Annotated in this window: 9 protein-coding genes and 2 pseudogenes; all 11 read right to left on the minus strand. The window is 71.8% G+C overall.

Annotation, left to right across the window (positions count from 1 at the left end; translation table 11 throughout):
* Positions 1–7: 7 nt before the first annotated feature.
* Positions 8–352, minus strand: a pseudogene (folE, locus tag MUY22_RS08960) (GTP cyclohydrolase I); the annotation flags it as partial.
* 984 nt (positions 353–1,336) lie between these two features.
* Positions 1,337–1,678: pseudogene (locus tag MUY22_RS08965) on the minus strand (GTP cyclohydrolase I); the annotation flags it as partial.
* A complete protein-coding gene (gene ftsH / locus MUY22_RS08970; protein WP_247058804.1) occupies positions 1,566–3,977 on the minus strand; it encodes an ATP-dependent zinc metalloprotease FtsH in 2,412 nt (803 codons plus the stop codon). The pseudogene MUY22_RS08965 and the gene ftsH, both read right to left, overlap by 113 nt.
* Before the next feature lie 202 nt (positions 3,978–4,179).
* The gene (locus MUY22_RS08975; RefSeq protein WP_247058805.1) at positions 4,180–4,995 is read right to left on the minus strand and encodes an ESX secretion-associated protein EspG; all 816 of its coding nucleotides are present in this window, start codon (positions 4,993–4,995) and stop codon (positions 4,180–4,182) included.
* Between the two features lie 367 nt (positions 4,996–5,362).
* Entirely contained in the window at positions 5,363–6,148 is a 786-nt protein-coding gene (locus tag MUY22_RS08980) for an ESX secretion-associated protein EspG (protein ID WP_247058806.1), read from the minus strand.
* Positions 6,149–6,214: 66 nt separating this feature from the next.
* Complete coding sequence (locus tag MUY22_RS08985; RefSeq protein ID WP_247058807.1) at positions 6,215–7,636, minus strand: hypothetical protein; 1,422 nt, start codon at positions 7,634–7,636, stop codon at positions 6,215–6,217.
* A 22-nt stretch (positions 7,637–7,658) separates the two neighbouring features.
* Positions 7,659–8,024, minus strand: coding sequence for a hypothetical protein (locus tag MUY22_RS08990; RefSeq protein ID WP_247058808.1), 366 nt, complete (start codon positions 8,022–8,024; stop codon positions 7,659–7,661).
* Between the two features lie 158 nt (positions 8,025–8,182).
* Positions 8,183–8,734, minus strand: a complete 552-nt coding sequence (hpt, locus tag MUY22_RS08995; protein ID WP_247058809.1) for a hypoxanthine phosphoribosyltransferase — start codon at positions 8,732–8,734, stop codon at positions 8,183–8,185.
* Between the two features lie 3 nt (positions 8,735–8,737).
* Positions 8,738–9,697, minus strand: coding sequence for a tRNA lysidine(34) synthetase TilS (gene tilS, locus MUY22_RS09000; RefSeq protein ID WP_247058810.1), 960 nt, complete (start codon positions 9,695–9,697; stop codon positions 8,738–8,740).
* Positions 9,694–10,704, minus strand: a complete 1,011-nt coding sequence (locus tag MUY22_RS09005; RefSeq protein WP_247063764.1) for a zinc-dependent metalloprotease — start codon at positions 10,702–10,704, stop codon at positions 9,694–9,696. Before MUY22_RS09005 ends, tilS begins: the two co-directional genes overlap by 4 nt.
* A gap of 102 nt (positions 10,705–10,806) precedes the next feature.
* Positions 10,807–13,236, minus strand: coding sequence for a D-alanyl-D-alanine carboxypeptidase/D-alanyl-D-alanine-endopeptidase (gene dacB / locus MUY22_RS09010; protein WP_247058811.1), 2,430 nt, complete (start codon positions 13,234–13,236; stop codon positions 10,807–10,809).
* Positions 13,237–13,259: the final 23 nt, after the last annotated feature.

Below are 13,259 nucleotides of genomic sequence, written 5' to 3' on the forward strand. Positions count from 1 at the left end.
TTCGTGCTCACCGACGCGCCTTGATGAGGTCGAGCGCCTCCGCCCGTGACGAAGCGGAGGTCTTGAGCAGCCCCCGCACGGCCGAGGTGGTCGTGCGCGCGCCCGGCTTCCGGATGCCGCGCATGGCCATGCACAGGTGCTCGGCCTCGATCACGACGATGACCCCGCGCGGCTCGAGCTTGCGGACCAAGGCGTCGGCAACCTGCGAGGTCAGACGCTCCTGGACCTGGGGGCGCTTGGCGTAGAGGTCTACGAGGCGGGCGAGTTTCGAAAGCCCGGTGACCTTGCCGCCCGCGTTCGGGATGTAGCCGACGTGGGCGACCCCGTGAAATGGCACTAAATGGTGTTCACAGTTATGAGTTAAGTGTCCCGCAATCAAAAACGTCGGATGCGGATCGCATTTGAAACTGTAAACGGTGTAGGGCTTCGTGCCCGACGCGGTCACCGGTGTCACCGACTCGACCTGAACGTACTCCGACTCGATCAGATCGGTCGCGTAGTCGTCCTGCGGGAAACCGTGCTTCCGGAACCAGCTGTCGGCGACGTACAACCGCGACGCGGCACCGCCGGTGTTCGCGGTGAACCGTGCACCGATCACGGTGGCCAGATCCTCCATGAACGGCGTATTCGCGCTCGCGATGATCCGCCCCGCCGAATGCTTGCTCCGGTGTCCGTCTCCGTCGACGTAACCGTCGAGGAAGCCGTTGAAGGTCGACAAGTCGTTGAGGACCACCATCGGGAACCGCTGCCGCTGGTGGTGGGCGTCGCCGCCCACGTACTGCCGCATCAGATCCGCGAGGAACGAAGACACGACCCGGACCCGGAAGCCGGGGAGGTCGCGGCCCAGGTAGCCCGACGGCCGGGAGGTCGGTTCGACCTTCGCGTCGATCCCGAAGGCGCGGTGCAGGGACTCGGCGAACTTCTTCGCGTAGTCGCGGTCGTTCACCACGAGCGAGACGTACCGGTCGGCGACCGTTCCGTCAGCACAGACGGTTCCGACGACGTAGCCGAAGTCGTACCCGAGGCTCGGGCGCCACCGGTCCCGGCAGAGCTTCTTCGCGTGGGTCCACTCGATGAACGAGCCTTCGACGTCCTTCGCTTCCTGCCACCCCTCGGGCGTCGCCAAAGGGTGGTCGGGAGTGACGAGGAACTTGCCGACCGAGGTCTTCACCTCGACCAGCTCGCGCGTCTGGTGCGAGGTGATCTCGGTGACCTCGGTCTCCTCGACGTTGCCGCCGACGAGGGTCCAGAGCTTGTCACCCACCCGCACGTCGGCGGCCTGCTTGCGGCCGCCGACGGCGTTCACGGTCTGCTTGCTGGGCACGCACTGGCTGTACATCGGGATGTCCGTGACGAGCACCAGCTCTTCGTGGGACTCGTCGAACGTCTTGTCCAGCACCGAGTCGGGCTCGGTGTACAGGCCGGCGAACATCTCCTTGTACGCGCGGGCGACCCGGGCCGGGGTGTCCTTCAGGCCGTCCCGGTCCGGGTTTTCGCCGCAGGCCAGCAGAAGCTCGTGGATCGCCTTCTCCGCCCGGTCCTGGTCGAAGACCGGGCGGTCGGCGTCACTGGGGCTTTTCTGGTCCGTCCACGTCACGACGCTCTCCCTCGCTCTGCTGCTGGTTGCCGCCCGCTTGATCGGCGAACCAACCGTGCTCGCGAGAACGATCTTCACCACCGGGTCGCCACGACTGGCCCGGCTGGCCGCCGGGGGAGGTCGCGGGGGTCCAGCCCGGAGGGGCACCGTAGTTCGGCGGGCCGCTCTGGCCCGCCGGGCCGCCGCCGCCCGTCTGGCCGGTGTAGCTCTGCGGCCAGTGGGACGAGCCGTTCGGGCCACCGTTGGGACCGCCGTAGGGGCGGCCGCCGTTCGGGTAGGCGCCCGGCGGCGGCGGGGCGTACGGGTTGGCGTTCGGGTCCGGTGCCGACGCCGGGTACGGCGGGCCGCCGGGCAGGTCGCCCGCGCCCTGGGCGGTGCCGACCGGGGTCGGCTCCGGCTTCAGGACCGGCTTCTCCTTCTCCGGCGGGGGCCACGGCTCGCCGCGCTCGATCGCCAGCTCGCCCGGGGTCTTGATGGGCGGCTTGTCGGACGGCGTGCGCTCGCCGAACTCGTTGAACACGGTGATGTGCGGGCGCTTCTCGACCGTCGCGAAGATCCGCTCGAGGTCCTTGCGGGTCAGCGTCTCCTTCTCGAGGAGTTCGATGACCAGCTCGTCGAGCACGTCGCGGTAGGTGTTGAGCACGTGCCACGCCTCGGTGTGCGCGGTCTCGATGAGCTTGCGCACCTCCTCGTCGATCTCGTGCGCCACCTCGAGCGAATAGTCCGCCTGACGGCCGGCCGAGCGGCCCAGGAACGGGTCGCCCTGCTCCTGGCCGTACTTGACCGCGCCCAGGCGGGCGCTCATGCCGTACTCGGTGACCATCGCGCGGGCGATCTTCGTCGCCTGCTCGATGTCCGAGGACGCGCCGGTGGTGGGCTCGTGGAAGACGAGCTCCTCCGCCGTGCGGCCACCCATCGCGAAGACCAGCCGCCCGATCATCTCGGAGCGGGTCATCAGGTCCTTGTCGTCCTCCGGGACGAGCAGCGCGTGCCCGCCCGTGCGGCCGCGCGGCAGGATGGTCAGCTTGTAGACCGGTTCGATGTCCGGCATCGCCCACGCGGCGAGCGCGTGCCCGCCCTCGTGGTAGGCCGTGATCTTCTTCTCCTTCTCGGAGATGATCCGGCTCTTGCGGGCGGGGCCGCCGACGACGCGGTCGACGGACTCCTCCAGCTCGACGTCGCTGATCACGTGCCCGTTCTTGCGGGCGGTGAGCAGTGCGGCCTCGTTGAGCACGTTGGCCAGGTCGGCGCCGGACATGCCGACGGTCCGCTTGGCCAGGCTGCCCATGTCGGTGCCCTGCGCGATCGGCTTGCCCTTGGAGTGCACCTCGAGGATCGCGCGACGGCCACGCATGTCGGGCGCGGAGACCGGGATCTGCCGGTCGAAGCGGCCCGGGCGCAGCAGCGCGGGGTCGAGGATGTCGGGCCGGTTGGTGGCCGCGATCAGGATGATGCCGCCGCGGGCGTCGAAGCCGTCCATCTCGACGAGCAGCTGGTTCAGCGTCTGCTCGCGCTCGTCGTGGCCGCCGCCGAGGCCGGCGCCGCGCTGGCGGCCGACCGCGTCGATCTCGTCCACGAAGATGATGCACGGCGCGTTCTGCTTGGCCTGTTCGAACAGGTCACGCACCCGGGAGGCACCGACACCGACGAACATCTCGACGAAGTCCGAGCCCGAGATCGTGTAGAACGGCACGCCCGCTTCACCCGCGACAGCTCGCGCGAGCAGCGTCTTGCCGGTACCGGGTGGCCCGTAGAGCAGGACACCCTTCGGGATCTTCGCGCCGAGCGCCTGATATCGCGCCGGGTTCTGGAGGAAGTCCTTGATCTCGTACAGCTCTTCGACGGCCTCGTCGGCGCCCGCGACGTCCCCGAAGGTCGTCTTGGGCATGTCCTTGTTCAGCTGCTTGGCCTTGGACTTGCCGAAGTTGAGGACGCGGTTGCCGCCGCCCTGGGCGTTGTTCATCATCCACATCAGCAGGCCCAGCACGAGGGCCAGCGGGATGGCGAAGATGAGGATCTGGGTCAGTACACCCTGCTGGGTGACCTTGGTGGTGAACTTGACCCCGCCATCGCCGTTCTTCGCGGCCAGCAGCTTGTCGTAGATCTCAAGCGACGCGTTGGCCGGGTACTGCGCGATGAGCTGGGTGGTCTGCTGGCCGTCGACGTCGACAGGTTTGTTCAGCAGGAGTTTGACCTGCTGTTCCTTGTCCTCGAGGCTGGCTTCCTTGACGTTGTTCGTGGTGATCTGGGAGTTCGCCACCGAGATGGGTGCTTGGGTGTACCCACGATCGCTGTCGAAGATCGTGTTGTACGCGAACAACGCCAGCAACCCCGCGACGATCCACAGCAGTGGGTTCCTGAGCACGCTCTTCCGGTTCATACGACTCGGCCCTGGTGGCCTCGACCCTCCCTGGTTGGGCGGCTCCTGTGATACCCGCCATCACGATCTTGACAACCCATGGTGCCTGGACACCCGTCCCAACAGGGTACCGTCCGCTGCCGCGTTCATCCCCTGTGAGCCTCTCGCAGGTCAACGGGCGATACCGCGTCCTGGTTCCCGTTCGGCCTGCACCTCTGTCACGCTATCGCGTGCCGTCGGACACACCACTCACCATCTCGCCCAGCCGGGTCCGCAGTGTCGGCGGGTCCGCCGGGGCCACCGTGACCCACTCCCGACCGTCTGTACCTGCACGGGAGAGGCTCAGGTAGCGCCCGGTGGCCGTGTCGAACCAGGCCAGCACCCGGGACCGCTGCTTGGCCCCGACCGGGGACCGGCTGTTCGCTGCCAGCTGACCGCCGCACATCCGGGGCTGCCCGGCGAGCCGCGCGTAGGCCTCGCGCGGGTCGGCGACGACCCGCTCGCTCAGCGGCGTCCGGCGTTTGCCCTTGTTCTCTTCCTCACCGGACGCCGGCAGCGACACGGGCACCCGGATGGGGGCCGTGTGCAGGGCGTCGTCCAGCGGGAGTGTGACGGAGGCCTCGGTCCCGCGCGGCCCGGCGGGCAGCACGCCGATGACGGCGGAGACCAGCGCGTCCGGCGGGACGTCCCGCAGCCAGATGCCGTCGGCGTCCTGGACCGCGAGCACGCCCTTGGTGTCGTCGGCCGCCGCCAGCACCCCGACCGTCGGGGTCTCGAACCGGGGGATGTGCAGCGCGTCGATGGTCAGGGGCGCGAAGGCCAGCAGCTCCAGCGCGTCTTCGATCGGTGGCGCCAGCCTGCCCCGCGGCTCGCGGATGCCGCGCACCTTCAGCTCGACGTCGGTGCGGTGGCGCAGCGAAACCCGCTCGTCCTCGGTCGCGCCGTGCGACCGGACGTGCAGCGGGTAGGGCAGCTCACCGACCCGCGCCGACTCCCACAGGAAGTCGAACGCCAGCGGCGAGAAGAACTCTTGCATCACTACTCTCCCGGATCGGATTCTCGCTCAGCGTAGCCCGCACCACCGACAGAACGGGACCGTTCCCGCTGCCGGTTGGGCACGCTCGGAGAACCCGGGGCCGATCTTGGCAGAGATGGTGTGGGACCCGCGTTCACGGTGTCCGGAATCAGCCGTTCGCGAGGCCGCGCCGGGGTGCGGGCGCCGCAGCGCCTCGCGCGCCGTCCCGCCGGACTGGTGAGGCAGCGGCCTGGGCAGCTCGCGCCGATCTTGGCCGAGGCAGAGTGGCGGTGTCCGGAATCAGCCACTCGCGAGGCCGCGCCGGGGCGCGAATCGAGCCGAGCGCGCGCGGCGGGAGCCGGAACCAGCCCGCCGAAGCACCCGGCCGGGGTCAGACCGAGCTGGTCGCCGACGCTCCAGCGAGCAGCTCGCCGAGCCGGTGGCGCAGCGTCGCCGCGTCGGCGGGGGCGATCGTGATCCAGTCTCGGCCGTCGTGGCCCTTGGACGCCTGGGTGAAGTAGCGGCCCGTCTCGGTGTCGAACCAGCTCAGCACCGGGGTGCGGCTGCGGGCGCCCATCCGGGTGCGGGCGTTCGCCGCGATCTGGCCGCCGCGCAGGCGGGGCTGGGCGTGCAGGCGGGCCAGGGCCTTGCGGTCGTCGTCGGCGCTGGTGCGGTCCTCGGGGTTGCCGCGGCGCTGCAGGAAGTCGACGCCGTGCGCGCCGACCAGCTGCTCCAGCGGCACCGTGATCGACTTCTCGCTGCCGCGCGGGGCGGCGGGCAGCAGCGAGACGATCGCGCTCGCCAGGCCGTCCACCGGGCACGGCTGCAGGTGCAGGCCGCGGGTGTCCTGGACCGCCAGCAGCCCCTGGCCGCCCAGTACGCCGGCGATCGCGAGCAGCGGCTCGGCGTCCGGGGCGATCAGCTGGACGGCGTCCAAGCTCAGTTCGGGGGTGGCCAGCACGCCGAAGTAGTCCTCGACGTGCGGTTCGGGGCGGCCGCGGCCGTCCGCGAGCCCGCGCGCCGCCAGTCCCTCCAGCGTCCGCCGGCGCAGCAGCGACCGCTCGTCGAGCGTCTCGCCGTGCGACCGGACGCGCAGCGGGTACGGCAGCTCACCCAGCCCGGCCGACTCCCACAGGAAGTCCACCTCGGCCGGGGTCAGCAGCTCAGCGTTCGGCATCGAGCCACCCCCCAGAGATGTGAAAGCGGGCCGGACGCGCGGGAAGCGCGTCCGGCCCGATCAGGATCAGCGGTCTTCGTTGTCCTCGGACCACGCGCCGATGACCGGCGGCGGGGTCGCCTGGTTGGCGCCGAAGGCCTCGTCCGGGTCGGCCTCGATGAGGAACGACGCGTGCGTGTGCTCCTCGTCCTGCTCGCCCTGCGCACCGTGCGGGGCCATTCCGCCGCCCATGCCGCCCATGCCGGGTGGCGGCGGGGTCTGGCCGCCGATGGTGCCGGCCGACGACACGAGACCCTGCTGCGGCGCCTGGGCCGAGGCGGCGCTCTGCGCCTGGCCGTCCGCCGACGCTAGTGACGTCTCGTTCTCCGACTTCGCCCCGGAGCGGTTGCCCCGGCCCAGCGCGCGGGACGCCAGGGCGCCGAGACCGCCGGCGGCGCCGCCGATGCCCAGGCCCATGCCGATCTTGCCGAGCGGATTGCTGCTGCCGCCGCCGGTCTGCGCGCCACCGGGCACCTGGCCGGCACCCGTGGTGGTGCCGCCGGTCGTCCCCGCCGCGGTGCCACCGGGTACGTCGCTGCCGAGCGCCGCCGCCGCTTCGTGGCCGCCGAAACCGCCGGTCCCGCCGACGCCGCCGTGGGCCGCGTTCGGGGCGAACGCCGAGTGCTGCGCGTCGAACGCGCCGCCGTGGCCGCCGAAGCCGCCGCCGCTCGAGGCGAAGACCGCGTTGCCCGCGCCGCCGAGGCCCTGGACCGGGCCGGTGGCGCCGACGCTGCTGATGCCGTCGAACGAGATCGAGTTGTGCGACCCCGTCGGCTTCATGCCGAGCGACTCCGGGCCGAAGCTCGGGGTCGAGCTGTCGACGTCGCTCATCGACTTGGTGTAGGCGTTGAAGAACGCGACCTGCTGCGTCTTGACGTCGTTGGCCGCGTCCGCCTGGGCCTTCTGGTCGGCGACCAGCGCCGCCGGGCCGCCGGCCAGAGCCGCCGCCATCGACTGCTTCGGGTCGTAGTCCTTGGGGGCCGGCATCTTCTTGACCTCGGCGGCCGCGGCGGCCTGCCGGGCGAGCCGGTCCGACATCGTGTGCGCGGCCTCGGAGGCCTGCGAGCCCGAGTTGGCGATGGCCACCAGCGCGCCCTGGGCACCCGCGGCACCGCGGCCGACCCAGGCGTTGCCCAGCTCGGAGATCGCGTTGTACAGGTGGTCGGAGGCCTGCTTCAGCTCGCTGCCGTGGTGCGACCAGGCCTGCCCGGTCGCCTCGGCCGTGCCGGGGTCGTTGTTGTTGACCGCGCCGTCGTAGAGCTGCTGGCTGGCCTGCGCGTTCCAGTTCGGCGGGTTCGCGATCGCGCGGTCGCTGCCCATGTCGAAGCCGTCGGAACGGCCGCGGGCGTCCGCGACGATGTTCTGGGCCGACGCGTTGTCGCCGAGCGGGACCAGCGAGCCCGGGTCAGTGGTGGCGGTCGACGGCTGGTCGCTGTGGTTCGGAGCCATGACTTCGAGTCCCCCTCTGGGCTCAGGCGTTGCGGAACGGGTCGGCCGCGGCCTGGTCGATCTCGTGGTACCGGGACATCGCCGTGACGATGCCCTCCTCGGCGGCGGAGTACTGGTCGAGCAGGTTCTGCAGGGCGGCGGCGTACGAGTCGCCCCCGCCGTCCGCGCGCTGCACGAACTTCGCCGCCATCGCGTTGCCGACCGGGTTGTCCCCGAGCTTCGGCGGCTGGGCGAGCGTGCCCGCACCGCTGAGCAGGGCCTCGACGGCGTCCTTGCCGGTGCGGATCTTGTTCAGCACGGTCTGCGCGGCGTCGGGGTCGATCCCGACCTGACCAGCCGCGGCGGCCGCCTTGAAGGCGTTCGCGTCGGCAGCGCTGCTGTTCGCCATCAGAACTCTCTCCCGTTCCCCCGACCCGGTCACCGCGGGCACGACAATGTCTTCGCATAGGTTAACGCACGTGATCAGAGCGTATGACGCGATCGGCGGCGCCGGGGTTCCGCGAAACCGGTAATTGCGGTGAACGGTCGGTGAACTCCGCCGGTGTACTACGCGGTGTAGACCTTCGGGTCCAGCGTCCCGATGTAGGGCAGGTCCCGGTAGCGCTCGGCGTAGTCCAGGCCGTAGCCGACGACGAACTCGTTCGGGATGTCGAAGCCGATGTACTTCACCGGGACGTCGACCTTGACCGCGTCCGGCTTGCGCAGCAGCGAAACCACCTCGAGCGAGGCCGGGTTGCGGCTGGCCAGGTTCTTCAGCAGCCACGAGAGCGTGAGGCCGGAGTCGACGATGTCCTCGACGATCAGCACGTCGCGGCCCGCGATGTCGCGGTCGAGGTCCTTGAGGATGCGGACGACACCGGACGACGACGTCGCCGAGCCGTAGGAAGAGACGGCCATGAATTCCAGCTGCGTCGGCAGCGGCAGCGCACGGGCGAAGTCGGTCATGAACATGACCGCGCCCTTCAGGACACCCACCAGCAGGAGTTCACCCTGCCCGTTGGCCGGATAGTCGGCGGCGATCTGCGTCGACAGCTCCGTGATCTTGTCCTGGATCTGCTGCTCGGTGACGAGCACGGAGGCGATTTCGCCCTCGTACACGGGTCAGTCCCCTCGGGTGGTGGGTTGGGAGATGACGCAGAGCCTGCCACGGCACCGTCGCGCTTCCAAGTTGCCGGGTAACCAGACGCCGCCCTGACCACGCCACCGGGCGACGAGCGCGTCGACCGCCCGGAGGTGCCCGTCGGTGAGCTCGCGCACCCCCGACTCCAGCAGCCACCTGCGGAGAACCCGCCGCCGCAGGGCCGCGGGCTCGCCCTCGAGGACTGCGACATCCAGCCCTTCGACGCCGCCCGCACGGGTGAAGATCCTGTCCGCCGATGTGTCCAACGCCTCGCTGTCCTCCCGCAGCTGCGCGGCCGTGCGGGCGAGCGCGGCCGCCACCCCGCCGTTGAGGACGTCCTCCAGGAGCGGCAGGACCTCGGTGCGCAGCCGGACCCGGGTGAAGCGCGCTTCGGTGTTGTGCGGGTCCTCCCACGGCTCGACGCCGAGCTCGGCGCACGCCGCCCGGGTGGTCGCGCGCGGCACCGCCAGCAGCGGCCGGCCCCACGGCGGGTCGTGCGGCCGCATCCCGGAAACGCTGCGCGGGCCGGAGCCGCGGCCGAGCCCGAGCAGGACGGTTTCGGCCTGGTCGTCGCGGGTGTGGCCGAGCAGGACGAGGTCGTGGCCGGCGAGCGCGCGGTAGCGGGCCTTGCGCGCCGCCGCCTCCGGCCCGCCCGGTCCGGTGACGTCGACCCGGCGCACCTCGGCCTCGTCGGCGCCCAGTGACTTCGCCGCCGCGGCGGCGTCGCGCGCGATCTTCGCCGAGCCCTCCTGGAGGCCGTGGTCGACGACCAGCGCGCGGACGCGGTGGCCGCGGTGGCGCCCGACGTACGTCGTGGCCTCGGCCAGCGCGAGCGAGTCGGCGCCGCCGGAGACCGCGACGCACAGTTCGGCCGGTGCCTCGACGCTCTCCAGGAACCCGCGGACGGCCCGCCGGACGGCCGCGACCGCCGGCCCGGTCATCCGTGCAGGCGCCGGACCCAGGCGGCCGGATCGGCGATCTCGGCACGCGACGGCAGGGTGTTCGGCGAGCGCCAGACGGCGTTGAAGCCCGCCATGCCGACGGCGTCCACGACGTGCTTCGTGAACTTCGCGCCTTCTTCGTACTGACGGATCTTCGCATCGACGCCGAGCAGCGCGCGCAGCAGCCGGTCGAAGACGCCGCCGCCCTTGCGCCGGGCGGAGAACCGCGCGCGGATGGTGTCGACGCTCGGCACGACCTGCGGGCCGACGGCGTCCATCACGTAGTCGGCGTGGCCTTCCAGCAACGTCGAGAGCGCGAGCAGCCGGTCGAACACCGCGCGTTCCTTCGGCGACTGGAGCAGCTCGGCGAGGTTCAGCTTCGGGCCCTGCTTGATCGCCTCGGGCAACCGGCCGACCAGGTCGGCGAGGCTGTCGTCGCTGCCGCCGGCCAGGCCGGAGACGAGCCGTTCGACCTCGTCGGCGAAGTAGTCGCGCAGCCAGGTGACGGCGGTGAACTGGAGCCGGTGGGTGCACTCGTGCAGGCAGACCCAGAGCCGGAAGTCGTGCCCGGGCACCTTCATCGCGCGTTCCGCGGCGACGACGTTCGGCGCGACCAGCAGCAGCTGGCCTTGGCGCTCGGCACCGCCGAAGGGGTCGTACTGGCCGAGCACGCGGCTGGCGAGGAACGCGAGCACCAGGCCGGTCTGGACGCCGGCGCCACCGGCCAGGATCGGCCCGAACGGCCCGCCCTGCTGCGGCAGCGCGCGCCCGGTGAGCGCGTCGAGGCCCGCGGCAGCGGACCGGACCCAGCCCGGGCGGTCGACGACCTCGCCGGGCAGCAGCGGCAGGTCGAGCCCGAGGTTCGTCAGCTGCCGGACGTGCCCCTCGGCCGCCATCGTCAGCTCGCGCAGGTCGGTGACGGCGGCCTCGGCCTCGTCGCGCGGGACCTGGGGGCCGCCGCGCACGAGCAGCGCCCCCGTCTGCGCGGCGAGCGACCAGTCGACCATGGGCCGGGTGTCGGTTTCCTGACTCACCCTTTCGACGCTACCTGCCCGGAGCGGGTTTCCGGCCACGACTTCCGCACGCTTCGCACACGGACCGGTACGCGATCAGCCGCAGCCGCACTTCCGGAGGCCCGTCGCGAGGACGTCCAGGGCGTCCCGGCCGGCGTCGGTGTCCGAGCCGTTGGACATGAACGCGAACACCAGCACCCGGCCGTCCTGGTCGAGCACCACCCCGGCGAGGGTGTTGACGCCGGTGAGCGTGCCCGTCTTGGCGCGCACCCAGCCGCGGCCGGCCTGCGAGCCCGCCGTGTCGAACCGCTTGTCGGCGAGGGTGCCCGACGCACCGGCCACGGGCAGGCCGGCCAGCAGCGCGCGCAGCTTGGCGGTGTCCGGGTGCTTGCCCTCCGGGCCCGCCGCGGCCGCTAAGACCTGGGACAGCAGCTTCGCCGGGATCTTGTTCTGGTCCGAGATGCCGCTGCCGTCGGACAGCTGGACGCCGGTCGTGTCGAAGCCGTGGTCCTTCAGCACCTTGAGCGTCGCGGCGGCACCGCCGGCGAAGCTGGCTTCCTGGCCGTTGGCCATGGCCACCTGGCGGGCGAGGGCTTCGGCGAGGACGTCGTCGGACAGCTCCATGGTGTCGGAGACCAGCTCGGTCAGCGGGGCCGACTTGACCTCGGCGAGGACCTTGGCGTCCTTGGGCGCGGTCGCCTGGCCGCCGGCCGAGGCGCTGAGCTTCGACGCGATCGTCCCCGCGAGCGCGCTGCCCGCGTTGGGCACGCGCTGGGAGTTGTTGTTCTTCGGGTCCTGGCGGCCGGCGTCGGCCATCACCGACGAGATCTGGGTGGCGAACGTCGATGGCGCGTCGCCCGCGGCCCAGCCCGGCGCGGTCGTCGCGCCCTTGAACAGGCTCAGGTCGACCTGCACCTTCTTGACGCCCGGGTTGGCCTTCTTGACCTGCGCGACGAGGTCGTCGACGTGGGCCGCGCCCGGGTACAGCGGCGACTCGGTGCCCTGCGGCAGCGAGGTGAGGGTGGGGTCACCGCCGCCGACCAGGATCACCGTGCCCGGGTCGGTGCCCTGCACGATCTTCGTCGACAGCCGGGTGTTCGGGTCCATCGAGAGCAACGCGGCCGCGGAGGTGAGCACCTTCGTCGTCGACGCGGGCGTGACGGGCGACGTCGCGTTGCGGTTCCACAGCTCGGTGCCGCTGACCGGGTCGACGACACTGCCGGTGAGCTGGCCGAGCGCGCTGCTGCCGGCCGCACCGGCCAGCGCCGACTTGACGCCGTTGGCGGTCGGTGGCTGCCCGGACGTGTTCGGGCCCTGCAGGACGCGGCTGGCCGCGGCGGGGTCGGGGCTGTCGCCCTTCGGCGCGTTCGGCGCCCACGGCAGGCCCAGCCGGTTGGACACCTTCGGCATGGCCGCGGCGACCCCGAGCCCGACAAGCACCACCAGCACGATGGCGCCGATCGCGATCAGCTTGCCCTTGCGCTTCTTCTTCGGCGGCTCCGCGGCGGTCGCGGCCTCGGCAGCGGGCGGCTCCGGTGCCGGGGGCTCGGCTTGCGGCTGCGGCTCGTTGCGAGGCGGCTCGTTGCGGGACTGGGGCTGCTGCTGGAAGGCGCCGGGGAACTGGGCGGGCCGTTCGATCCCGACAGTCGCCTCGGCGTCGAACTGCCGCCCGTCCGGCTCGATCCGCATCGGCCGGGCCAGCGAGCCGGCCGACGCCGACGGGACGACCCCGCGTGGCGGCTCCGGCGGCAGGCCGGGACGGCGTTCGCCGGGCTCGGCGGGCCGGTCGCCGCGATGTTCCCGCAGGTCGATCCGCTGCGCCCAGGGGGCGTCCGGGTTCGGCCGCGACGACGGCTCGTCACGGCGTTGCTGCTGGTCCTGGGGTCGCTGCTGGTCCGGCGGCCGCTGTTGCTGCTGGTGCGTCTCGCCACGCTGCTGCGTCTCGCGCCAGTGCTGCAGCTCCTCGCGCCACGGCTGCTGCGGCTCGTCCGGCTTCTTCGGCTCGCCCTGCTCCGGCTTCCCGCCGGGCCAGACGTTCCGCTCGACTGGCACCCACGGCGCCTTCTCCTGCTTCTCCTGCTTCTCGACCTTGATCTGCCGGGTGCTCTCGGGGTCCCACTTCGGCTCCGCGGCCTTCGGTTCCGCGGGCTCCGGCTCGGCCTCGACCGGCTCGGCGGCTTCGGCCGGCTCCGGCTCGGCGGGCTTCGGCTCCGGTGCCTGCTGCGGCAGCTTCGGCTTCGGAGCGCCGCCGAGGCGGTCGGCGAGGTCCTGCTTGGCCGCGGGCGGCGGCTCGGGCGGCTCCGGCGGCTCGACCGGCGCGTTCAAGCCCGGCACCGGCTCCGGCTCGACGTTCGGCGCGAACCACGAGCCCTTCGGCGCTTCACTGCCTGTGACCTTCGGCACGCTCACCCGTCCGGCTGACGCCGGTGGAGTGTCCGGCAGCGACATCGGAGTGGTCTTGCCCGCACCCGACGACGAGCGGTCTTCGTCCGACGAAGGCCACATCGGCTGGTCGTTTTCCGGCACCCACCACTCCTTCTCACCTGCCC

This window comes from Amycolatopsis sp. WQ 127309 (assembly GCF_023023025.1).
Classification (GTDB): Bacteria; Actinomycetota; Actinomycetes; order Mycobacteriales; family Pseudonocardiaceae; genus Amycolatopsis.

Excerpts from the sequence above, each read along its gene's own strand:
- tilS (WP_247058810.1), bottom strand. The coding sequence starts at position 9,697 with ATGACCGGGCCGGCGGTCGCGGCCGTCCGGCGGGCCGTCCGCGGGTTC.
- MUY22_RS08985 (WP_247058807.1), bottom strand. The coding sequence starts at position 7,636 with ATGGCTCCGAACCACAGCGACCAGCCGTCGACCGCCACCACTGACCCG.
- MUY22_RS09005 (WP_247063764.1), bottom strand. The coding sequence starts at position 10,704 with ATGGTCGACTGGTCGCTCGCCGCGCAGACGGGGGCGCTGCTCGTGCGC.
- MUY22_RS08990 (WP_247058808.1), bottom strand. The coding sequence starts at position 8,024 with ATGGCGAACAGCAGCGCTGCCGACGCGAACGCCTTCAAGGCGGCCGCC.
- MUY22_RS08980 (WP_247058806.1), bottom strand. The coding sequence starts at position 6,148 with ATGCCGAACGCTGAGCTGCTGACCCCGGCCGAGGTGGACTTCCTGTGG.
- ftsH (WP_247058804.1), bottom strand. The coding sequence starts at position 3,977 with ATGAACCGGAAGAGCGTGCTCAGGAACCCACTGCTGTGGATCGTCGCG.